This is a genomic window from Magnetospirillum sp. 15-1, assembly GCF_900184795.1.
GTDB lineage: Bacteria > Pseudomonadota > Alphaproteobacteria > Rhodospirillales > Magnetospirillaceae > Phaeospirillum.
The window spans coordinates 157,281-177,219 of the sequence record NZ_FXXN01000020.1 but is presented as its reverse complement, the minus strand read 5'-3'; the positions used below and the strand labels follow the sequence as shown (position 1 = coordinate 177,219).

The following is a 19,939-nucleotide window of genomic DNA, read 5'->3' as shown; positions in this document are numbered from 1 at the left end:
AGGAGCCACCGTGACCACCGACAATCCCGAATTCGCCAAGGAAGACGTGACGCCGCTGGCCACCCTGGCCGCGCCGTGGAGCCGCGAGATTTCCTTTTCCGCCGTGGAGCACGAAAGCGGCCTGCGGATATTGAGGATGCGCATCAAGGAAGGCCGTGCCCGCTTCACCATCGTCGATCTGGACGAGAAGACGGTGGGCGAGATGATGGCGGTAATGGGGGAGTGGGCTAAGGCGAGCCCCTGACCAGATCGAGGATGATCTCTTCCAGTTCCGGCTCGGCGCCCAGGCCGGTGGCCAGCGCCACCCGGCGGCCCTGGCACTGGACCGGACCGGTCTCGCCCTGGGTCAGGCCGAACAGCGGCGGGATGTCGCGGCCGGCGTGCATGCCCTGGGCGACCAGCAGGGGCAGGGCGACCACATGCTTGCCCTGGACCATGCCCGGCCAGTCGCGGGCGAAGGGTTCCTGCTCCAGGAAGACCAGTTCCACCTCGGCGAAATGTGTCAAGGCGCCCAAGGCGGTGGTGATGGCCCGGGGCGTTTCGCCGGCGCCGCCCGGCCGGGCCGAGCCGTGGGCGATGAGCAGCAGACTGGTTTCCTTCGGCTCCCAGCCGCAGGAGCGCGCCACGCCGTCGGCGCGGCAGGCCAGCAGGCCGGGCAGGCGGGGATGGGTGCCGGCCGGCTCTGTATAGATCACCCGGCGGCCGCCGCGTTCCGTTACCTGACCGGTCAGTCCTATTTCACGCGGAATCAGGGTGCCGGTGTAATAGCCGCGTCCGGCGAAGACCGGAACCACATAGACGGTCGGGGCGGTGACCAGCGACAGGGCCGCCGACAGCGGCGGGTCCTGCTTCATGAACACCGCCGCCACCTGGGCGAACAGCTTGCGGGCCCGGATGGACTCCGCCAGGGCCAGGATGGGTCTGGCGGCATCGGGATAATTGCCCGAGCCGTGTCCCACCAGGACCAGGGCGGAGGAGGAAAGGGTCATGGCTTGCCGAACCAGTCCAACTCGTCGGCCAGCCCGACCACCCGTCCGATGATCAGCAGGGTCGGCGCCTGCAATCCGGCGGCGCGGGTGAGGTCCAGCAGGGTGGACAGCGTGCCGACCACCCGGCGCTGGCGCGGTGTGGTGCCGCTTTCGATGGCGGCGGCCGGCGTGTCGGCGGGCAGTCCAGCGGCCATCAGTTGGGCGGAAATCTCGGGCAGCGCCTGCAGACCCATATAGACGGCCAGGGTGACGTCCGGGTCGGCCAGCTTGGTCCAGTCCAGGTCCAGGTTGCGGTCGTCGCGCAGATGGCCGGTAACGAAACGCACGCCGGTGGCCAGCCCGCGATGGGTCAGCGGAATGCCGGCATAGGTGGAACAGCCGGCGGCGGCGCTGATACCCGGCACCACCTCGAAGGCGATGCCGTGTCGCGCCAGATACAGGGCCTCCTCACTGCCGCGCCCGAAGACGAAGGGATCGCCCCCCTTGAGCCGCACCACGTCGCGGCCCGAGCGCGCCAGACTGAGCAGCAGGTCGTTGATCTCGTCCTGGATCAGGTGATGGTTGCCCAGCGCCTTGCCGGCATAGACCCGCTCGGCGGCGGCGGGGATCATCTCCATGATCTCCTTACTGACCAGTCGGTCATAAACCACCAGGGCGGCACCCTGGATCAGGCGCAACGCCTTGACGGTCAGCAGGTCCGGATCGCCCGGTCCCGCGCCGATCAGAAAAACCCGTCCCGCCTTGGCATCCCCCACCTTGGTATCCCGAGTGGCCGCGCTCATCGCCTCTCCCGCTCTCTTATATTATTTTACGCTAAACTAAACCAAAGGGGCCGCGCCATGCAATTCCGTCACCGTCCGACCCTTCCCCTGACCGGGGCCGGTCGGATATGGTGGCGCAAATCAGCCTCTTTGACATCGGCCGTTTTGTGACCTCAAGCCATTCCGCCCACCCGCAGCCGTCCCAACCCCGTCCGGGGCATCCCCATCCAGGCCAGCGGCACGTGCGGCGTCGGCGGACCGTGCGGCGCACGGTCTACCACATGCTGGGCGGCGAAGGCCATTCCGACCTGCTGGTCAAGGTGGTCGACGCCTTTCTGATCGCCCTGATCGTCGTGAACGTGGCGGCGGTGATCCTCGAATCCATCGAGCACCTGTCCATCGCCCACGGGCCGGTCTTCCATGCCTTCGATCTGGCCTCGGTGGCCATCTTCAGCCTGGAATACGCCCTGCGCCTGTGGACGGCGGTGGAGATCGACGACCCCCACTTCCGCCATCCGGTATGGGGGCGGCTGCGCTGGGCGGTGTCGCCCATGGCCATCGTCGACCTGCTGTCGGTGCTGCCGTTCTATCTCGGCATCGTGGTCGAGATCGACCTGCGGGCCATCCGCGTGCTGCGCGTGCTGCGCGTCTTCAAGCTGGGCCGCTATTCCATGGCCATGAACGTCATGGCGGCGGTGGCGCGGCAGGAAGCGCGGTCCATCGGCTCGGTGCTGTTCGTCATGATGGTGATCCTGGTCCTGACGTCGAGCCTGATCTACCTGTTCGAGCACCGCGCCCAGCCGCATGTGTTCAGCGATATTCCCACCTCCATGTGGTGGGCGGTGGTGACGCTGACCACCTTGGGTTACGGCGACATGGTGCCCATCACGCCGCTGGGGCGGCTGCTCGGCGCGCTGACCGCCATCCTGGGCGTGGGCATGATCGCGCTGCCCGCCGGTGTGCTCGCCTCGGGCTTTTCCGAGCAGATGCGTATCCGCCGCGAGGAATACCGCGAGGCGGTGGAGAAGGCGCTGGAGGACGGTTCCATCAACCGCTCGGAACGCCGCCTGCTGGACCGCACGCGGCGCGCCCTGCAGCTCTCCGAGGAAGAGGCGTCGCTGATCCTGCGCCATTCGGTGGAGACCGGCCACGTCTGCCCCCATTGCGCCAAGCCGCTTCGGGGGCCGCACTCCCATCCCGAGGAAGACTGAGGCCGGCAGGGCGCCTTCAGCCGAATCCGGCCTTGACCAGCAGCAGGTGGAAATCGCGCAGCGCCTTCTGAGCCCGCTCCGGATCGGTGAAGCCGTCGATGAAGTGGGCGTCGAAATTGGGCTGGCGCAGCAATGCCAGGATACGCTGGCGGGCCCGGGTCATGGCCTTGCCCTCGGGCAGCACGCCGGCGGCGCAGAACTGCACCAGACGCACCGCGCGGTCGCGCAGCGGCGAATCCTGGTGGTCCAGCTTCTCGACGATCTGCTCGGTGACCAGATAGGCCTCCAGCATGGTGTCGATGAAGCCGCAGATCTTGTCCCGCACCGATGGCGGGAAGGGAGAGGCGGCGGCGGTCTTGTGCGCCAGGGTGGCGCGCAGCATCTTCTCCTTGGGCGGCAGCGTGCGCAGGCAGAAATCGCCCAGATGGCGGGCCGACAGGCAGTAATCCACCAACTCGGCGATGTCGGCCACCGCTTCGGCGCCCCAGGGTGAGCCGGCCAACTGGCAGATATAGATCAGGCCCAGAGCCCGGTCGGGCAGCATGCGGAACATGCCGTTGACGGTGGCCTTGCGCCCGGCGGCGCCGCCCTGTTCCAACTGGCGGGAATAGCGGATGGTCAGCGCCTCGGCGGTCTCGGAGCCCGAGATGAAGCCGGTGGGCGTCATGGTCCGTTCGATCAGCTTCTTCAGTTCCTCCAGCTCCTTGCCGCTTTCGCTGCGATAGAGCGGGTTGGGCGAGCGGATCTGGCGGTGGGCGCGGTCCAGCAGGCAGGCGCGGCTGATGGGCAGCTTGTGCTCGGCGAACAGGCGGTTGAGGATTTCGGCGGATTCGCCGGCATCGCTCTTTTCGGTGGGGAACTTGCCGTCGGCCAGATCGAACATGCGGCAGATGGCGGCGCCCAGGCCCGGCTGCCAGCCCAGGATTTCCTGCACCACGTTGGAGCCCAGCACGTCGGCGATGACGCCGTCCAGCAGTTCCAGGGCGTGGGGATCGGTGTCCTCGACGGCCAGCTTGCCCAGGAATTCCAGCTTGCCCACCCAACTGCGCGCATTGATCAGGTCACGCGACAGCAGCACGATGGCGAGGTAATCCACGTCCTCGGTCTGGGAGGCCTGGCCGCGGATTTCCTTGATGGCTTCGGAGAAACGGCCGCTCAGCTTGGGCAGCTTGACGTTCTCCACCCGTCTGGCGCGGGCCGAGATGTCGTCGATGGACTTGAAGATTTCCTGGCTGCGCGATTTGGAATCCTGTTCGGAATCCTTGGTCTGCAACAGGGAAACACGGTCCACGGCGGAGGGGACCAGGGTGTCCTTTTCCTGAAGCCGCTTCAGTTCCTTGTAATTGTGCATCAACTCGGTGGGCGTCAGGATCGCCTTGTCGAGATAACTGCGGAAGATGCGGTTGACCACGCTGCGGCCCTGCGTCCCCATGAATTCTTCCGGGGTCTCGCACTTTTCCGGGACCTCATCGATCTGGGAGATGCGGATGGGGCCGTCATCGGCGCCGGACCGGGTCTGGGAGAAGATCTCCGTCTCGTCCATGGTACCGTCGGACCGCATCCAGTTGCGGACGATCCGGGCTCCCTCGCACTTCTTGTCGGCCAGGAATTTCTTGGCGAGAGCGCGCGCCTCTTCTTCCTTGGTGGTGACCGTCTCGGTCGTCCACCGGCCGCTCTTGCTGACCTGAACCTCGAAATTTTCACGACTCGCGACCATTCTGGTCCTCGCCCGCCACAGTCTTGTTTGTCGTCTTGAACCCCCAAGTTCTGGACGAATTCAAGAAAAATAGCCGTTGGCGACACATCATGTCACGGGATTATTCGGATAGTCACCGGGGCGGCATGCGGATAAGGCGGGTTGCGGTTCGTCTCGCAAGCGTCCAGAATCCCACGCAGAGCCAAAGGGAACGGGCTGGGGGAGGACCACGGCGATGTCAGCTTACAAGATATCGTATATACGTTCGACAGGCTGGACCCGGTTGGGATTGGCCGGAGCGGTAGCAATTCTGTTCGGGTCTCCCATGCTTTGGGCGTTGGGGGTGTTCGGCAACGGCGACGACGCCCTGCACCGGGTGGTGATCTTCACCCTGGCCGGGCTGTGGTTCTTCGTCGGTACCTTCTATGTGATCGGCTGGGCCGTGCAGGGTTTCGTGGTCCGCCAGAAGGTCCAGGACGAGGATGCCGACGAGGTGCCCGTCCGCCGCCCGCCGCCCAGCGCCCCGCCGCCGCCGTCTTCGCGCCCGCCGGCCAGATCCGGCAGCCACTGACGCTTCTCTTCCATCCGATCCACGCATGCCCCCATGCGGCCGGCGCGGGCGATCCGCGCGCTGGGGTCTTGAAACTCGTCGGCATCACGATATATTAGCGCTATCTAACATATTGTGATGATTCCAAGGACGAGGTGCGTGATGTTGAAGGATTGGAACGAATTGGCCAACGGACTGTCCAAGATGGTCGGGCAGGTGCGCGGCGGTGTGCCCGAGGTGATGAAGGGCTTTTCCGCCATGGCCAAGGCGGCCACCGCCGATGGAGCGCTGGACGGCAAGACCAAGGAACTGATCGCCCTGGCGCTGGGCATCGCGGCGCGCTGCGACGGCTGTCTCGCCTTCCACGCCAAGGCGGTGGTGGATCTGGGCGGCACCCGCGAGGAGGTCATGGAGACCATCGCCATGTCGGTGTACATGGGCGGCGGCCCGTCGCTGATGTACGGTGCCCTGGCGCTGGAGGCCTACGAGCAGTTCGCCGCCAAGAAGCAGGCCGCCGAATGATCGTTGCGCTTTCGGTCGCGGATTGGAGCCTCGCCCTGGCGGGCGGGGCGCTGATCGGATTGGCCGCCGCCGGATTGATGCTGACCTTCGGCCGGGTGGCCGGGGTCAGCGGGCTGGTCCGCAACGCCCTGTCCGGGCGGGTCGAGGCCATCGCCTTCGTGCTGGGCCTGCCCCTGGGCGCAATGCTGGTCCAGGGACTGACCGGCGGCGGGGCTGGCGTGACCTTCGCCTCGCCGGGGCGGCTGGTGCTGGCCGGATTATTGGTGGGAATCGGAGCCGGATTGGCCAATGGCTGCACCAGCGGCCATTCGGTGTGCGGCATCGCCCGGCTGTCGCCGCGCTCGCTGGTCGCCACCATGCTGTTCATCGCGGTGGGGGCCGGCATGGTCGCCCTGGTGGGAGTTCCCGCGCCATGACCCGTCGCCCCGTGCTCTTTCTGTTGTGCGGCGCGGTGTTCGGCGCCGGACTGGCCCTGTCGGGAATGACCGATCCGGCCAAGGTGGTCGGCTTCCTGGATTTCTTCGGGCATTGGGACCCCCGGCTTACCGCCACCATGGGCGGAGCGGTGGCGGTCGCCGCCCTCGGTCAGTGGCTGGTGCGCCGCCGGGGGCACGCCCTGCTGTGCGCCGAGCCGCTGGGCACGCCGTCGTCGCGCATCGATGCCCGCCTGCTGGCCGGCTCCGTGATCTTCGGCGCCGGCTGGGGACTGGCGGGATTGTGCCCGGCCCCCGCTTTGGCGGTTTCGGTGCAGTCCCCGGTGGCGCTGTTGTTCGTGGCCGGCTTCGTCGCCGGCCTGCTGGGCGTGGCCCGGCTGGACGGGAGGGGATAGGCGGTTCACATCGCCTATTCCTCCGAGCCCACCTGCCGGGCTATCCTGGTTCTCCTTCTCGGATAGCTGCGGCCGGACCCGTTCATGCGTGACCACGAGATCGAGGCGGCCTGGCGCGGGCTGGCCTCGTGCGAGCAATGCTCCATCCGCGACCTGGTGCTGTTCGCCGACCTCGAGAGCGAGGATTTCGGCATCATCCACCTGCCCATCGAGGACATCCGCCTGCCGGCCGGCGCCGCCCTCTATCAGCCCGGTCAGGCGGCGGGACACGTCTTCACGGTGCGCGAGGGGCTGTTCAAGCTGGAGCAATACCTGCCCGACGGCAGCCACCGCATCGTCAGCCTGCTGGGCCAGGGCGACGTGGCCGGGCTGGAGGCCACGGTGGCCGATTCCTATGAGCACGCGGCGGTGGCCCTGTCACCGGCCAAGGTCTGCCGCATTCCCCGCGACGTGGTCGCCCGCCTGTCGCCCAAGCTGCATCGCCAATTGATGAAAAAGTGGCACGACGCGGTCCAGCGCTCCCACGAATGCACCCGTGAACTCTCCACCGGCAGCGCGCGGCAGCGGGTGGCGCGGCTCTTCCGGCTGCTGGCTCCCGAGGCGGCTCCCGATTGCCGCCTGTTCGGGCGCGAGGATCTGGGGGCGCTGTTGGGCATCACTCCGGAAACCGCCAGCCGGGTGGTGGCCGAGTTCAAGCGGGCCGCCATCGTCATCGAGACCGCGCCGAACCTGTTCCAGCGCGATCTCGCCGCCCTCGACGCCATTGCCGGCGAGGGCTGATCCCCCTTATTTCTCCGGCCCGGCGAACAGAGTCTCCGTCTTCACCTCGCGGCCGGGGCCGACCAGCACGAAGGTGATGGGCATGCTCTTGGAGGCCACCTTCTCCGCCGGAATGGTGACGTAGAGGCGGAAGTCGCCTACCGAATCGCGCGGTACCTGCAGTTCCGCCTTGCCGACACCGTTCTCGCCGCCGACCACCGAGATGGTGGCGCCTTCGACGCCGGCCAGACGCACGGTGAAGGCGCGATCCTCGCCCTTCATGTTGAGCACCTTGTAGGCATAGCCGTTGCGGATGGAGCCGTCCGACATCTGCACGAACAGCGGCGAGCGCTCGTGCAGCACGTTGACGTCCACGTCGGGGCGCGACACCAGCCGGGCCAGCATCACCGAGGCCACCAGCAGCAGGATGCCGCCATAGGCCAGGGTGCGCGGGCGCAGCAGGCGCAGGCCGCCGGCCCGGTTCTCGCCGCGCGCCGCCAGATTGGCCGAGGAATCGTAGGACACCAGCCCACGCGGCAGCTTGAAGCGGTCCATCACCTGGTTGCAGGCGTCGATGCACAACCCGCAGCCGATACAGGCCAACTGGTTGCCGTTGCGGATGTCGATGCCGGTGGGGCAGGCCTGGACGCAGGCCAGACAGTCGACGCAATGGCCGCGCCCGCTGAAATCGCGGTCGGCCGGGGCCGGGCCGCGCGTCTCGCCCCGCCACGCCTCGTAGGAGATGATCAGCGAGTGCTCGTCGAACATGGCCGACTGGAAGCGGGCATAGGGGCACATATAGATGCACACCTGCTCGCGGGCATAGCCGGCCAGCAGGAAGCACAGGCCGCCCACCACGGCGATGGCGCCATAGGTGGCGGGGCTGGCCCGGCCGGTGAAGATGTCGCGCAACTGCTCGAAGGCGTCGCCGAAATACAGCGTGAAGCCGATGCCGCACGCCCCGGCGATGACCAGCCAGATGGCATTGACCACGGCCTTTTTCGCCAGCTTGCCCGCCGACAGGGGGGCGCGCTCGAAGGCGATGCGCTGGTTGCGCTCGCCGATCACCAGCCGTTCCACCGCCACGAACAAATCGGTGTAGACCGTCTGCCAGCACAGGAAGCCGCACCAGACCCGGCCGACCAGCGAGGTCATCATGAACAGGGCGATGGCCGCCATGAACAGCAGGCCGGTCAGGAAATAGACCTCCTGCGGCCAGATCTCGATGAAGAAGAAATAGCCCCGCCGGCCCGCCATGTCGGCCAGGATCGCCTGGCTGGGCGCTCCGGGGCCACGGTCCCAGCGGATGAACGGCGCCAGATGCCAATAGGCCAGCAGCAAGGCGCTGGCCCACCATTTCAGGCTGCGGAAGCGGCCCTTGACGCCCCGGGGCTGGACCTTGGCCGAAGCGGCGTAGGCGGGGGTCGACGGGCAGGCCGGGGACGGCTGGGGCGTCTTGCCGAGCATGGACATGAGGGGCGCTCTCCTGTGGATAAGGCGCGTCAAGCCTAGGAGGTGCCGGCATCGGCCCGCATTGACAATTCGCAGCGTCGCTCTGGAATTTTTATAAAAATGAACAAGGCCGCCGACAGGGGAGCAGCCGGCGGCCTTGTCTGACGCCAAGGGAGGGGGCGCCGCCGATCATCCGGGCGGGACGAGGGGGATGGAAGGGGGGGATGTCCCTCGGCCTCTCCGTGTGAAAAGCCCTTTCAGGGTAGGGGCGGGCGAAGCGGCCGCGCATTGACAATTCGCAGCCGGCACGAAATTTCGCCGCCGATCCGCATCTGGAATCTAAGCAAAAGTATATATTCACCGATTGAGGTGACTAGTCCATCGGCATATAGTTGCTAATACCTACTGATTGACGCCGGTGGACCGGCAAGGAGGGGCAGCATGGAACGCCTTCTCTCTCGATTGGCGCTGCGGCGCCAGATTGCTTCCCCCGTGATCATGGCCGGTCTGGTGTTCCTGGTTGCGGCGCTGCTGTTGTGGAACAGCCGGCTGCGCGAGGATGCCGCCCGTCTGGAAGCCGACGGCTTCCGTGCGGTGATGACGCTGTCCGATGACGTGGACATCGCCTTGCTGCAGGCCCGCCGCCAGGAAAAGAACTTCCTGCTGCGCCGCGACGAGGATTCGGCCGCCAAGCAGCCCCGCCACGTGGCGGAGGCTCGTGAGGCCCTGGACCGTATGCTTGCCGTTCTGCCCGGTGACGGTCCGCCCCGCCGGGAACTGATCATCCAGGTCAAGGACGGGGCCGATCGCTACGGCCGGGCTTTCGGCGCCATGGTGGAAACCCAGCGCAAGCTGGGCCTGTCCGACCAGGTCGGTCTGCTGGGGGGCCTGCGTGACGCCGCGCTGGACATGGAAAAGGTGCTGAAGGCCCGCGATGTGCCGCAGTTGACCATTCTGGTCCTGCAAATGCGGCGGGCCGAGAAGAACTTCTTTCTGCGCCGCCAGCCTGCCGACCGGGCCGAACTGGGCAATCTGGTGGCGGCCTTTACCCAGGCGATGCCGAATGCGGGGCTGTCGGCCGCCGAGCGGACCCAACTGGTCGAGACCCTGGATCGCTACCACGGCGCCTTCCGTGCCGTCGCCGACGGGATGGACAAGGTCGCCGCCCTGGAGCGCGAGATGATCGCCGTGCACAAGGACTGGCTGGAAGGGGTGATCGACACCATGGGCAAGGACGCCCATGCCGCCGCCGCCGCCGCCGAAGCCAAGGCGGAAGCCGTGGGACGTGCCGCCCAACTGACCCTGCAGGTGGTGATGGGCGGCGGCTTCGTGCTGATCCTCACCCTGGGGCTGTGGCTGGGGCACTCCATCGAGCGGCCCATCAAGCGTATTTCCGAGGTGATGAAGGCACTGGCGGCCGGCGACAAGGCGGCGGCCATTCCCGCCCAGGACCGTCGCGACGAGGTGGGCGACATGGCGCGCTCCGTCCAGGTCTTCCACGACGCCATGGTCGAGGCCGACCGCCTGCGCGCCGCCCGCGAGGCGGAGCGGATACGGTCCGAGGCGGAGAAGGCCGCCGCCATCAAGGCCATGGCCGACGACTTCGAAGCCAGCGTCAAGAGCAAGGTGGCCGAGGTCGAGCGGGCCACCGGCGGTATCCATCAGACCGCCAAGGTCATGGCGGGGCGGTCCGAACGCAGCGGCTCGCGCTCGCTGGACGTGGGCGACGCGGTGCGCATCACCACGGAGCGGGCGACCGGCGCCGCCGAGGCGACCCGCCAGTTGGCCCTGGCCATCAACGAGATCGCCCGGCAGGTCTCCAATTCCACCGAGATCGCCCGCAAGACCGTCGAGGACGTCAACGCCACCGCCCGGCAGATGGGTGGTCTGGCCCATTCGGTGCAGTCCATCGGCGAGGTGGTGAAGCTGATCAACGATATCGCATCCCAGACCAATCTCCTGGCCTTGAATGCCACCATCGAGGCGGCCAGGGCGGGTGAGGCGGGCAAGGGCTTCGCGGTGGTCGCGGGCGAGGTCAAGACCCTGGCCAACCAGACCGCCAAGGCCACCGAGGAGATCGCCCGCCAGGTGGGCGAGGTCCAGGATTCGTCCCATTCCATGGCCGACAGCATCACCGCCGTCGTCGCCATCATCCGCTCGCTGGACGAAGTCTCCGCCGCCATCGCCGGCGCCGTGCAGGAGCAGGAGGCGGCCACCCGCGAGATCGCCGGCGATATCGACGAGGTCGCCCGTCAGGCTCAGACCGTCTCGAGCAATGTGGGCGACCTGTCGCGATCCTCGGCCCAGACCTGCGCCGGGACGGTGCGGGTCATCTGGAGCGCCAAGAGCCTGACCGAGGTGGTCGAAAGCCTGACCGCCGAGACCGACCGCTTCCTGGTCCGGGTCCGGCAGTAACCTGTGCCGAATTGGAGGGAATGCCATGCAATACAGCGTCGCCAGGAACGGCCAGGCCGTCACCGTCGCCCTGCAGGGGCAGTTGAACTTCGCCGCCAACGAAACCTTCGCGGTCCTGTTGCGGGATTTGGACGGGGTGGGAAAGGCCCGGGTGGTCTTCGACCTGTCGGCCCTCAGCCATATCGATTCGGTGGGGCTGGGCCTGCTCTACATCGCCCAGGAGGAATTGGATCGCGGCGGGGCCATCATGAGCCTGGCCAAGCCGCAAAGCGGGGTCAAGCGCCTGCTGGAACTGACCGAGGCCGGCGATACCTTCGAGATCACCGCATGAGGCTCCGGACCGCCGGCGCATTATCCGCCGGCGGTCCGGTCCGGACTCAGCGGGTCTTGCAGGTCTTGATGCCGAAGGGCAGATAGGCCGGGCACCAGCCGATGGCGGCGGTGGCCAGCGGCACCACGCCGATCCAGCCCCACAGGCCGATGACGCCGGTCAGCGTCAGGCCGATCAGCGCCAGACCCACCACGATGCGCAGGATGCGGTCGATGCCGCCGATGTTCTTGTTCATGTCATCCACTCCTTAAGTGAAACCGGCCAAGGGAACTGGACGGCAGCATAGGGAGGGGACGGGGGGCTGTCGGTGACCTAGTCACACACTTTGCTAATTTTCGACCAGGGCCGCCGGATCGGTCAGGGCCACGCAGCCCCGCGACAGGGCGACCCAGCCCCGCCGCTCGAATTCCTTGAGCAGACGGCTGACCACTTCCCGCGCGCTGCCCAGTTCCACCGCCAGATCCTGGTGGGTGGCGGTGACCACCCCGGCTCCCTTGGCCCGCGCCAGCAGGCAGGCGGCGAGGCGGCGGTCCATGCGGCCGAACGCCACCTCGTCGATCAGCATCAACAGGCTGGAGATGCGCGAGCCGTAGGCGCGGAACACGAAATCGCGGAACGCCTCAGACCGGCCCAGCAACTCGCGGAAGCCGGACTCGGGGAGAATCTGGGCGGTGACGTCGCTCTCGGCGATGCCCTCGGCGTCGTAATCCACGCCGCTCATCAGGCAGGCGGTGGTGACGATGCAGGTCTCGCCCGCCAGGACGCGGTAAAGGACGATCTCGCGGCCCGATTCCGCCACCTTCTGCACCCGGACCTCGCCCGACAGCAGGATCAGATAGGCCTGGCACGGGCTGCCCTCGCCGAACACCCGGGTGCCGGCGGGCAGGGCGGCCCGGCGGCTCAGGCTCCGCAGGCGCTCGCGCGTCGCGTCGTCCAGCCCGGACAGGGCGGGGACCAGACGCGTCCAATCGTCGGGGGAAGGTGCCACGGGGCTCAGGCCCCGACGGCCGCCTTGATCCTCGCCACCTGATCGGGGGCATAGAAGCTGCACACGCCGCGCTTGGCGGCGGGCTCCAGGCCCAGGTCCTTGATGGCCTTCTTCACCTTGCCATCGGATACGCCCAGTGCCTTGGCGATGTTGCCGGGGCTCAAATTCTCGTCGGCCATGATCGGTCTCCCCTTGGTGTACGGCGACTGAAAGAGTATTCCAAAAACGCCGCTAAGGCGTTGATTTGTCGTGGGTGCGAGACGGGGTTCGTGTCTCGCCTGGACAGAATTAGCGTCCCAGCGGCTCTTTGGCGATAAAATTTGTGTTTCAGGTCCCCGCGCCATCCGCTTCCCGGAGATGTGAGGGAGGCTGGAGTGGCGTGCGCCAAACAGGACGTGCTTGTCTCTACGGGCCGATCAATCCTTTGGCATCGTCAACGATTTTGGTCAGCCGTTTTTCATCAACGGTCTCGCAGGCCGCCTTCAGCTTCACCCAGTCATCAGGCGGATTGCCATCGCCCAACATGCGTCTGAAGATGGCATAGGCGTCAGTCTTGCTGCCATAGGCTCGTTTGGTATCCTGGTCATTGACCCAGCCATAGGCGATTACCTTCCTGCCGTCCTCCTCCCCCCGATAGCGGAAGAACAGCCGGCATTGCTGATAGAACTTTGCCCGCCGCCAGTGGCGGTGTTCTTCTCCCAAGGTGTTGCCTTGCTGGTATGTGTCTCGGGCTGGGTCTTCGGGGATTTCCTGAAACGCCAGACGGGCGACCGCCGCCAGCATCTTGGCGGCCCGCCGTGTCTTATATGTGGTGGGATTGCGTGCCTTATCCTTGATTACAGCGGTAATCATGGCCTCGACCTGATCGAGGAAGAGGTCGTGTGCGACGATGAGCCACCCGTTGATGCGGAATAGCTCAGTCTTCGTCATCGGGCAACGGCTCGTCCAGGTTGATCTCGACGCCCGCGACCAGAGCGCTGATTCGCTCCACCAGATCGGCACCCACCGGGCGCAGCCGCTCGGGATGGGCGGTCATGTCCGCTTCCAGGAAGGCGAGGAAGCGGCCAAGCACGGGGTCCGGTTCGCTCACCGCTTCGCGCTTACGATCCACGGTCACCGTGCCATTGGCTTCGATGCGCCAAACGAGCGTTCCAGGCTTGCCGACAGTCAATCGCTGACGAACATGCGCGGGAACGGTCGTTTGTCCACGTTCCGTCACTGCGGATTCGGTTTCATATACGGCAGCCATCACAGCCTCCACGACCCTCTCCCCGCCATGCAATGCATTTGCATTGTAGGCTGCGGGGGCCTATTTGGGTAGCCCCCTTCTGAGGCCGTGGCCGTGGGTATGTGCCCGATTCCGGTCTGTCAGAATCTGGAAAAACCGCCGGTATGGCGGGAAAGGCGCCTCGGTGTAGGTTTGGCCATAAGGTGAGAATAGGTCTGCCATGACTTCAATGGGTTGGGCAAAGCGACTTTGGCCATAAGCTGAGAAAATATGGCCGTAAGATGAGAAAATCCTACCGGATCAGGGCATAAGTTGGGAGAAACCCAGGGGCGCAACATCTCGCGCTGTGCGTTTGTTCCTGCATGCCACATATAGCGTATCTGTCCTAGTTGCAGATTTTCCGCTGAGTATCCTTGCCCGCCGACATCAGGGGCGACTCAGTCCGAGATATCTGCGGATGCCGGAAACAAGTTTCCGAACCTCGGCGGCACTCTTCTTCATCTCCTCGGCCGAGGGGAGATCGAAGGGCGTTCCCTCGATCGTCGGGTATCCTGCGGATACTGCCGCGATGGATATATTCTCGAGGTCTCCGATGGGCTGCCGCCACGTGTGATCAACGGGCAGAAGCGAAGCAAGCGCATCAAGGCTGTGTGTTTTCGGTGGGCGGATGCCTTCGTGGCACAGGACCGCCTTGGCGGCCTTTTCGGCAGCGCGCGCCAGAAGGGAATAAGCCGAATGGGGAGCGGCTTCCATCGAGAGCTCGGCGGCCCGAAGATCCTCTTCCGCCAATGCGAAGAATGTCCTGGCTGTCGGGCTATCTGGCATAAAGGCGTCGGCCTTCGTGCTTGACGATGTTGCAGAGCGTGCCGACCATGTTCGCGGCCTCGTCAAAGCCGCCGGCCGAGCAAGGAAACACATCGCAAGAGACGCCGAGCCCGAGGACCGGCTTCTTGATGCGGTAGGGATCCTTCGCCAGTTTGGCATCATCGACGACGACAAGCAGGTCGAAATCGCTGTCCGGCTCCGCGTCTCCACGAGCGCGACTGCCGAAAAGCCATACGGATGTTGGAGAATGGGCGGCCACAAGCCTCTCGACCAATCCGTCAAGAGCTTCCTGTTCCGAACCGAAGATGCCGATGTTGGCGGTCATGCCTCTCTCCTTCCCGCGATTATATGAGCGGGAACGGCCTTTCGGCAATGTGCTGGTCGTAGCAGGCAGGAACCTACTACATCAGGCTCCAGAAAGAAGCCTTGCGCCCATGTTCCCGCTTCAGCCGGGCTTCATAGGCATCGTGGGGCTCGAAGCTCCCAAAATCGCCGACATCCTTCGCCAGGCTGGAGCATTCCAGCAGGTGGCGGGCGGCGTGCTTGTAGCGGGATGAGCGGCTGTTGCTGAGGCAGAAATCGATCATTGCCCGCAGTACCAGCGTGGCGGCAAGCGGATGCTTGGATGACAAGGCCTCCCCGGCACGGGTCAGCAACTCGTAATTGTCGCCGTCGAGCCTCTCGGAGTGCCTGATCACCAATTGTGCCGCCCGGTCCAGGGCCGGCCAGGTCACCAGGAACCACAGGGCATCCATCGGGCTGCGGAATCCCTCCGCATGGATCAGGGCGTGCTCCTCGGCCTCAAAGTCGTCGAAGTCGGGAAGCTTATTCAAAAAGGCCCGGAGATGCGTGGATGACAGCGAGCGCTCGAAGCAGCCCCAGCGGACCTGCTGCGCCTCATCTGTCCGACCGAGGGCTTCCAGGGCATCGATTCGCGCTTCCTCCCAGTCGAAATCAGGCCAATCCCAGCCGGCGGATTTTCGATGTTCGGCGGCATCGATGATCGCCAGCGCCTCCTCGGCCCGTCCGGCGGCCAGAAACCGCCGGCCAATCTCGGCGGCGATCTTAGGAACCTTCCGGGTCTTTTCGTCGTACTGGCCCATATAGGCATCCACATCTCCCTGGGCGTCGGCGATGTCGCTCAGGGCCATGCGGACGGTGCTCAGCCGGGAGCGTTCCGCCATTTCGTCCTGGTAGACCGGTCCGGAGGATGACCAGCCGATCTTCACCCGGTCCTTGTCGGCGGGTCTGGCCACCGGACGCTGGGACAGTTCGACCATGCGCCGCTTCAGGTGCTCCAGCCCACGCGGCCCGAGCGCCTGGGCCGTAACGGCGATCAGGCCGTCATACTGGCTATAGTCATTCACGGTCAGCGCCTCGTACACCCGATCGGCAAGAGTGATCGGATCGGCCTTGGCCCGGAGGGCGACCTCGCCGATGTTTCCGCACGCCTCGCGGAAAATGCCGATGATGGTGCCGCTGCTGTCGTCGCTGCGCTCGAAGATCGACGTGGCCAGCGCCATGAAGCGCCAGAGAAGGTCAAGAGCCCGCGCAGGATCGGAGGCCGCTACCTTGCCGGTGATGGCCTGGCGTTGGGTCTCGAGATCATCGGCCATCGCCCGGACACCGCGCCAGTCGATGAAGGACCGAGAACGAGCGATCGACGCTAGGCGCTTGCCGATTTCCTTGGACAGTTCCCCTGGGCTGGCGGCTCCGGCCAGTTCCATCCGCAGACGGCGTTGCGCCACCGCGTCACCCCGGCTGATCTCCATCAGTAGCTCGGCCAGACGCGGGGTACCCAGCGATTGCAGATTCTCGGCGTTAAGGGTCGTTTTCGGCGGCATTTTCTCACGACGGCTCATTAAGGCTTATGGAACCGACCTGACGGTTGCCCGTCCAGGACGCGCGGAGCATTCATCCTACCTTGAAACGGGCCATTTCGTCGATCCAGCCATCGTTTCTCCCCTCGGCTTCCCATATTTGCGGCGGCAGTGAGGTAAGTCGTCGCCTGCATCATCTCGGTCGCCGAGCCAATGTTGCTGGACGATCCGACAGGCTGGACGAAGCAGACCAGGGCCTTGGCCCCATCGCGCAGATGTAATCCTTCGTCGAGAATTGGCTCGTCGCGATGATGTACTTCGCTGATCAGATCGCCGATCACACTTGCCATATCTTGATTTTATCAAACATCATCAAGGAGATGTAGGCCGTAGGGGATCGATGATAGTGGTCAGGGCGCTTTTCCCGATGGAGCCGATGAACATATCAACGGACTCCGTGGAGGTCAGCTCGGTGCCGTTGTCAGAGACGATCATCGCCGCCAGCCGCGCCCAAATATCCGATGCAAACTCGGCGCTGCCGAACGCGGCGGTCTCCGGGAATCAATCACGACAGGGAGGCCGATAGTGGGGCTGGCAAGGGGGGCGATCGCAAGAGAATCTGATCCGCACAAGGCCATTCGGCCATTCTCATCTTATGGCCAAATTTCTCACCTTATGGCCAAACCTACATCGGCTCACACATCCAGGTCGGTGGCGAACTTGGCCCGTTCCTGGATGAAGGCGAAGCGCAGTTCCGGTTTGCGGCCCATCAGGCTTTCCACCAGCCGGGCCACATCCTTGGCTTCCTCGTGGTCCTCCTCGGTGCGGCCCGAGGGGATGGTGACGCGGAGCAGCGTGCGCTTGCTCGGGTCCATGGTGGTTTCCTTGAGCTGGGCGGGGGGCATTTCGCCCAGGCCCTTGAAGCGGCTGATCTCCACGTTCTTCTTGCCGGCGAACAGGGTCCGCAGCAGTTCCTCCTTGTGGGCGTCGTCGCGGCCATAGGCGACGATCTGGCCGTGGGCCAAGCGGTACAGGGGCGGCAGGGCGAGATAGAGGTGCCCGTTGCGGATCAGGTCGGGCATCTCCTGGTAGAAGAAGGTCATCAGCAGCGAGGCGATGTGGGCGCCGTCCACGTCGGCGTCCGTCATGATGATGATCTTCTCGTAGCGCAGCTTCTCGTCGTCGTAATTGTCGCGCGCGCCGCAGCCCAGGGCCTCCATCAGGTCCTTCAGTTCCTGGTTCTGGCGCAGCTTGTCGGTCGACGCCGAGGCGACGTTGAGGATCTTGCCGCGCAACGGCAGGATGGCCTGGGTTTCGCGGTTGCGGCCCGACTTGGCCGAGCCGCCGGCCGAATCACCCTCCACCAGGAACAGTTCGGTGCCGACGTTCACCGAGCGCGAGCAATCGGCCAGCTTGCCGGGCAGGCGCAGACGCTTGGTGGGCGTCTTGCGGTTCATTTCCTTGGCCTGACGGCGGCGTGCCCGGTCCTCGGCCCGCTCGATCAGGCGGGTGAGCAGGGCGCCGGAAGAGGCCTTGTCGCCGCTCAGCCAGTGGTCGAAGTGGTCCTTGACGGCGTTTTCCACCAGCCTCGTGGCCTCGGCGCTGGCCAGCTTTTCCTTGGTCTGGCCCTGGAACTGCGGGTCCCTGATGAACAGGCTGACCATGACGCAGGCGCCGACCATCACATCCTCGGCGGTGATCTGCCCGGCCTTCTTGTTGCCGGCCATCTCGCCATAGGAGCGCAGGCCCTTGGTCAGGGTGTTCCTGAAGCCGGCCTCGTGGGTGCCGCCCTCGGGGGTCGGCACGGTATTGCAATAGGTGTTGACGAAGCCTTCCTCGTCATCGTCGGGCCAGGCCACCGCCCATTCCACCTGCCCCATGTCGTCGGCCAACGGCGCGGTGCCGTTGAACACGTCCTTGGTAACCAGCGGGCGGTCCTTCAGCACCGCCTTCAGGAAGTCGGTAAGGCCGCCGGGGAAGTGCAGGGTGTCCTCGACCGGGATCTCGTCGCCTTCCTTGACCAGCAGCGGGTCGCACTTCCAGCGGATCTGCACGCCACGGAACAGGTAGGCCTTGGAGCGGGCCATGCGGTAGAGCGGGCCTGGACGCAGATGGGCGCGTTCGCCGAAAATCTGGGCGTCGGGATGGAAGATGACGGTGGTGCCGCGCCGGTTCTGCACCGGCCCCACCTTCTCCAGCGGTCCCAGGGGCAGGCCGCGCGAGAAGCGCTGGCTCCACAGCACCCTGTCGCGGGCCACCTCGACGGTCAGCGCGTCGGACAGCGCGTTGACCACCGAGACGCCGACGCCGTGCAGGCCGCCCGACACCTTGTAGGCGTCGCCGCCGAACTTGCCGCCCGAGTGCAACGTGGTGAGGATCACCTCGAGAGCGCTCTTGTCCGGGTATTTGGGGTGGGGGTCGATGGGAATGCCGCGGCCGTTGTCCCTGACCGTGCAGGTGCCGTCGACGGCCAGCTCCAGCTCGATCCAGCCGGCATGTCCGGCCACCGCCTCGTCCATGGCGTTATCGAGCACTTCGGCCACCAGATGGTGAAGGGCGCGATCATCGGTGCCGCCGATATACATGCCGGGACGGCGGCGGACGGGCTCTAACCCCTCAAGGACTTCGATATCCTTGGCGGAGTATTCGGTCGCCTTGGGGGCGAGTTGCTGGAACAGGTCGGACATGGCTGGCATTATAGAAATGCGTGTCCGATGCGCAAGCGCATGCTGTAGCGTCATCAGAGTTAACCACAAGATATTGTAAGATCAGGAATCCCCATGAGCCAGAGCCCCAGGCCCGAAAGCCCCTCCAGGCCCGAAAGCATTGAAATCAGTGGCGCGCCGCGTGGCCGCCTGTCCACGCGGGCCATCGCCATGCCCGCCGACACCAATCCGTTCGGCCATGTGTTCGGCGGCTGGCTGATGAGCCAGATGGACCTGGCCGGCGGCACCCACTCCTATCGCCGGGCGCGGGGCCATACCCCCACCGTGGCGGTGGAGGGCATGGAATTCCACCAGCCGGTCTATGTCGGCGACGAGGTCAGCTGCTACACCGAGATCATCCGGGTGGGCCGGACCTCCCTGTCGGTGCGGGTCGAGGCCTGGGTGCGCCGCCACGGCGGCAGCGATTCCCTGGTCAAGGTGACCAGTGCCGTCTTCACCTATGTGGCGGTGGACGACAAGGGCAAGAAGCGGCCGGTTCCGCCCGAGGCGTGATGCCCGCCGCCCCGTCGGGGGTGGAAGGCCAGCCAATAAGAAAGGGCCCCGGATGGGGCCCTTTCCATGTGAACGCGTCGGCGACCTTACTTGGCGGCGGCCGGCTTGTTCCAGGGGCAGTTTTCCTTGGTGGCGCGCGGGGTGCCCAGGTTGCCCTTGTCGTCGGCCTGCTGATAGAACGACACCGAGCCGTCGGGCATGCACACCGGATCGGTGATGCCGCCGAAGGGCTCCCAGCGGCCGGCGCCACAGCCGGCCAGCAGCAGAACGGCGCCCATGGCGAGAATAATCTTGGTCATAATCCCATCTCCTCACATATGAAAAACAACTGAGGGAACGATACAA

Annotated in this window: 25 protein-coding genes; 10 read left to right on the top strand and 15 right to left on the bottom strand. The window is 65.6% G+C overall.

All coding sequences use genetic code 11. The annotated features are described in order from the left end of the window. The first annotated feature begins 10 nt into the window (after positions 1 to 10). Entirely contained in the window at positions 11 to 244 is a 234-nt protein-coding gene (locus CP958_RS06690) for a hypothetical protein (protein ID WP_096701195.1), read from the top strand. On the opposite strand, the gene CP958_RS06685 is transcribed toward CP958_RS06690, so the two are convergent. Both CP958_RS06685 and cobA read right to left on the bottom strand, forming a co-directional pair. After that, a complete protein-coding gene (locus CP958_RS06685) occupies positions 228 to 989 on the bottom strand; it encodes a CbiX/SirB N-terminal domain-containing protein (protein ID WP_096701194.1) in 762 nt (253 codons plus the stop codon). The two genes, CP958_RS06690 and CP958_RS06685, sit on opposite strands and share 17 nt — an antisense overlap. Beyond that, positions 986 to 1,771, bottom strand: coding sequence for a uroporphyrinogen-III C-methyltransferase (gene cobA / locus CP958_RS06680; RefSeq protein ID WP_096701193.1), 786 nt, complete (start codon positions 1,769 to 1,771; stop codon positions 986 to 988). The genes CP958_RS06685 and cobA overlap by 4 nt, the downstream gene beginning before the upstream one ends. Before the next feature lie 221 nt (positions 1,772 to 1,992). On the opposite strand from cobA, the gene CP958_RS06675 reads away from it, so the two are divergent. After that, on the top strand, positions 1,993 to 2,961 hold the full coding sequence (locus tag CP958_RS06675) for an ion transporter (RefSeq protein WP_096701192.1): 969 nt from the start codon (positions 1,993 to 1,995) through the stop codon (positions 2,959 to 2,961). Positions 2,962 to 2,977: 16 nt separating this feature from the next. On the opposite strand, the gene CP958_RS06670 is transcribed toward CP958_RS06675, so the two are convergent. After that, positions 2,978 to 4,678, bottom strand: coding sequence for a hypothetical protein (locus tag CP958_RS06670; RefSeq protein WP_096701191.1), 1,701 nt, complete (start codon positions 4,676 to 4,678; stop codon positions 2,978 to 2,980). Positions 4,679 to 4,982: 304 nt separating this feature from the next. On the opposite strand from CP958_RS06670, the gene CP958_RS06665 reads away from it, so the two are divergent. The 5 genes from CP958_RS06665 to CP958_RS06645 all read left to right on the top strand — a co-directional run bounded on the left by CP958_RS06665 (position 4,983) and on the right by CP958_RS06645 (position 7,338). Beyond that, positions 4,983 to 5,228, top strand: a complete 246-nt coding sequence (locus CP958_RS06665; protein WP_096701190.1) for a hypothetical protein — start codon at positions 4,983 to 4,985, stop codon at positions 5,226 to 5,228. Between the two features lie 141 nt (positions 5,229 to 5,369). Further along, a complete protein-coding gene (locus CP958_RS06660) occupies positions 5,370 to 5,729 on the top strand; it encodes a carboxymuconolactone decarboxylase family protein (protein WP_096701189.1) in 360 nt (119 codons plus the stop codon). Then, positions 5,726 to 6,145: a hypothetical protein gene (locus CP958_RS06655; protein WP_096701188.1), complete on the top strand. Its 420-nt coding sequence runs from the start codon at positions 5,726 to 5,728 to the stop codon at positions 6,143 to 6,145. The genes CP958_RS06660 and CP958_RS06655 overlap by 4 nt, the downstream gene beginning before the upstream one ends. Next, a complete protein-coding gene (locus CP958_RS06650) occupies positions 6,142 to 6,558 on the top strand; it encodes a DUF6691 family protein (RefSeq protein ID WP_096701187.1) in 417 nt (138 codons plus the stop codon). The genes CP958_RS06655 and CP958_RS06650 overlap by 4 nt, the downstream gene beginning before the upstream one ends. 84 nt (positions 6,559 to 6,642) lie before the next feature. Beyond that, positions 6,643 to 7,338: a Crp/Fnr family transcriptional regulator gene (locus CP958_RS06645; protein WP_096701186.1), complete on the top strand. Its 696-nt coding sequence runs from the start codon at positions 6,643 to 6,645 to the stop codon at positions 7,336 to 7,338. A 6-nt stretch (positions 7,339 to 7,344) separates the two neighbouring features. Here the strand turns inward: CP958_RS06645 and ccoG are convergent, their stop codons facing one another. Next, positions 7,345 to 8,790, bottom strand: coding sequence for a cytochrome c oxidase accessory protein CcoG (gene ccoG / locus CP958_RS06640; protein ID WP_096701185.1), 1,446 nt, complete (start codon positions 8,788 to 8,790; stop codon positions 7,345 to 7,347). 420 nt (positions 8,791 to 9,210) lie between these two features. On the opposite strand from ccoG, the gene CP958_RS06635 reads away from it, so the two are divergent. Together CP958_RS06635 and CP958_RS06630 are read left to right on the top strand one after the other, a co-directional pair. Next, positions 9,211 to 11,184 (top strand): methyl-accepting chemotaxis protein, encoded by a 1,974-nt coding sequence (locus CP958_RS06635; protein WP_242442781.1) that lies wholly within the window; start codon positions 9,211 to 9,213, stop codon positions 11,182 to 11,184. A 25-nt stretch (positions 11,185 to 11,209) separates the two neighbouring features. Continuing rightward, positions 11,210 to 11,515, top strand: coding sequence for an STAS domain-containing protein (locus CP958_RS06630; RefSeq protein ID WP_096701184.1), 306 nt, complete (start codon positions 11,210 to 11,212; stop codon positions 11,513 to 11,515). Between the two features lie 46 nt (positions 11,516 to 11,561). On the opposite strand, the gene CP958_RS06625 is transcribed toward CP958_RS06630, so the two are convergent. From CP958_RS06625 to parE, 10 genes are all read right to left on the bottom strand, one after another. After that, positions 11,562 to 11,750 carry a DUF2892 domain-containing protein gene (locus tag CP958_RS06625; RefSeq protein ID WP_096701183.1) on the bottom strand — a complete coding sequence of 63 codons (189 nt, stop codon included), beginning with the start codon at positions 11,748 to 11,750 and terminating at the stop codon, positions 11,562 to 11,564. A gap of 93 nt (positions 11,751 to 11,843) precedes the next feature. Continuing rightward, positions 11,844 to 12,503 (bottom strand): Crp/Fnr family transcriptional regulator, encoded by a 660-nt coding sequence (locus CP958_RS06620; RefSeq protein ID WP_170958867.1) that lies wholly within the window; start codon positions 12,501 to 12,503, stop codon positions 11,844 to 11,846. 5 nt (positions 12,504 to 12,508) lie between these two features. After that, on the bottom strand, positions 12,509 to 12,682 hold the full coding sequence (locus tag CP958_RS26285) for a hypothetical protein (RefSeq protein WP_168185820.1): 174 nt from the start codon (positions 12,680 to 12,682) through the stop codon (positions 12,509 to 12,511). Positions 12,683 to 12,908: 226 nt separating this feature from the next. Then, positions 12,909 to 13,433, bottom strand: coding sequence for a type II toxin-antitoxin system YhaV family toxin (locus tag CP958_RS06615; protein ID WP_096701182.1), 525 nt, complete (start codon positions 13,431 to 13,433; stop codon positions 12,909 to 12,911). Further along, a complete protein-coding gene (locus CP958_RS06610; RefSeq protein ID WP_096701181.1) occupies positions 13,420 to 13,752 on the bottom strand; it encodes a type II toxin-antitoxin system PrlF family antitoxin in 333 nt (110 codons plus the stop codon). The genes CP958_RS06615 and CP958_RS06610 overlap by 14 nt, the downstream gene beginning before the upstream one ends. A 405-nt stretch (positions 13,753 to 14,157) precedes the next feature. Continuing rightward, positions 14,158 to 14,520, bottom strand: a complete 363-nt coding sequence (locus CP958_RS26280) for a HEPN domain-containing protein (RefSeq protein WP_170958866.1) — start codon at positions 14,518 to 14,520, stop codon at positions 14,158 to 14,160. A gap of 25 nt (positions 14,521 to 14,545) precedes the next feature. Then, positions 14,546 to 14,881, bottom strand: a complete 336-nt coding sequence (locus CP958_RS06600) for a nucleotidyltransferase domain-containing protein (protein WP_096701179.1) — start codon at positions 14,879 to 14,881, stop codon at positions 14,546 to 14,548. A gap of 76 nt (positions 14,882 to 14,957) precedes the next feature. Further along, positions 14,958 to 16,400 (bottom strand): DUF6880 family protein, encoded by a 1,443-nt coding sequence (locus CP958_RS06595; RefSeq protein ID WP_096701178.1) that lies wholly within the window; start codon positions 16,398 to 16,400, stop codon positions 14,958 to 14,960. Between the two features lie 17 nt (positions 16,401 to 16,417). After that, the gene (locus CP958_RS25815) at positions 16,418 to 16,717 is read right to left on the bottom strand and encodes a hypothetical protein (protein ID WP_141400442.1); all 300 of its coding nucleotides are present in this window, start codon (positions 16,715 to 16,717) and stop codon (positions 16,418 to 16,420) included. Between the two features lie 354 nt (positions 16,718 to 17,071). Beyond that, the gene (parE, locus tag CP958_RS06590; RefSeq protein ID WP_170958865.1) at positions 17,072 to 19,063 is read right to left on the bottom strand and encodes a DNA topoisomerase IV subunit B; all 1,992 of its coding nucleotides are present in this window, start codon (positions 19,061 to 19,063) and stop codon (positions 17,072 to 17,074) included. Positions 19,064 to 19,156: 93 nt separating this feature from the next. Here parE and CP958_RS06585 point away from each other — a divergent pair, with 93 nt between their 5' ends. Then, positions 19,157 to 19,594, top strand: coding sequence for an acyl-CoA thioesterase (locus CP958_RS06585; RefSeq protein WP_242442780.1), 438 nt, complete (start codon positions 19,157 to 19,159; stop codon positions 19,592 to 19,594). A gap of 86 nt (positions 19,595 to 19,680) precedes the next feature. Here the strand turns inward: CP958_RS06585 and CP958_RS06580 are convergent, their stop codons facing one another. Continuing rightward, a complete protein-coding gene (locus CP958_RS06580) occupies positions 19,681 to 19,893 on the bottom strand; it encodes a hypothetical protein (RefSeq protein ID WP_096701176.1) in 213 nt (70 codons plus the stop codon). Positions 19,894 to 19,939 lie beyond the last annotated feature (46 nt).

Coding starts and splice junctions, on each gene's coding strand:
- CP958_RS06645 (WP_096701186.1), top strand. CDS start 6,643: ATGCGTGACCACGAGATCGAGGCGGCCTGGCGCGGGCTGGCCTCGTGC.
- CP958_RS06660 (WP_096701189.1), top strand. CDS start 5,370: ATGTTGAAGGATTGGAACGAATTGGCCAACGGACTGTCCAAGATGGTC.
- CP958_RS06610 (WP_096701181.1), bottom strand. CDS start 13,752: ATGGCTGCCGTATATGAAACCGAATCCGCAGTGACGGAACGTGGACAA.
- CP958_RS06670 (WP_096701191.1), bottom strand. CDS start 4,678: ATGGTCGCGAGTCGTGAAAATTTCGAGGTTCAGGTCAGCAAGAGCGGC.
- CP958_RS06595 (WP_096701178.1), bottom strand. CDS start 16,400: ATGCCGCCGAAAACGACCCTTAACGCCGAGAATCTGCAATCGCTGGGT.
- CP958_RS06625 (WP_096701183.1), bottom strand. CDS start 11,750: ATGAACAAGAACATCGGCGGCATCGACCGCATCCTGCGCATCGTGGTG.
- CP958_RS06630 (WP_096701184.1), top strand. CDS start 11,210: ATGCAATACAGCGTCGCCAGGAACGGCCAGGCCGTCACCGTCGCCCTG.
- CP958_RS26285 (WP_168185820.1), bottom strand. CDS start 12,682: ATGGCCGACGAGAATTTGAGCCCCGGCAACATCGCCAAGGCACTGGGC.
- ccoG (WP_096701185.1), bottom strand. CDS start 8,790: ATGTCCATGCTCGGCAAGACGCCCCAGCCGTCCCCGGCCTGCCCGTCG.
- CP958_RS06655 (WP_096701188.1), top strand. CDS start 5,726: ATGATCGTTGCGCTTTCGGTCGCGGATTGGAGCCTCGCCCTGGCGGGC.
- CP958_RS06580 (WP_096701176.1), bottom strand. CDS start 19,893: ATGACCAAGATTATTCTCGCCATGGGCGCCGTTCTGCTGCTGGCCGGC.
- CP958_RS06665 (WP_096701190.1), top strand. CDS start 4,983: ATGCTTTGGGCGTTGGGGGTGTTCGGCAACGGCGACGACGCCCTGCAC.
- CP958_RS06685 (WP_096701194.1), bottom strand. CDS start 989: ATGACCCTTTCCTCCTCCGCCCTGGTCCTGGTGGGACACGGCTCGGGC.
- parE (WP_170958865.1), bottom strand. CDS start 19,063: ATGTCCGACCTGTTCCAGCAACTCGCCCCCAAGGCGACCGAATACTCC.
- CP958_RS06650 (WP_096701187.1), top strand. CDS start 6,142: ATGACCCGTCGCCCCGTGCTCTTTCTGTTGTGCGGCGCGGTGTTCGGC.
- cobA (WP_096701193.1), bottom strand. CDS start 1,771: ATGAGCGCGGCCACTCGGGATACCAAGGTGGGGGATGCCAAGGCGGGA.
- CP958_RS06600 (WP_096701179.1), bottom strand. CDS start 14,881: ATGACCGCCAACATCGGCATCTTCGGTTCGGAACAGGAAGCTCTTGAC.
- CP958_RS06635 (WP_242442781.1), top strand. CDS start 9,211: ATGGAACGCCTTCTCTCTCGATTGGCGCTGCGGCGCCAGATTGCTTCC.
- CP958_RS06615 (WP_096701182.1), bottom strand. CDS start 13,433: ATGACGAAGACTGAGCTATTCCGCATCAACGGGTGGCTCATCGTCGCA.
- CP958_RS06585 (WP_242442780.1), top strand. CDS start 19,157: ATGAGCCAGAGCCCCAGGCCCGAAAGCCCCTCCAGGCCCGAAAGCATT.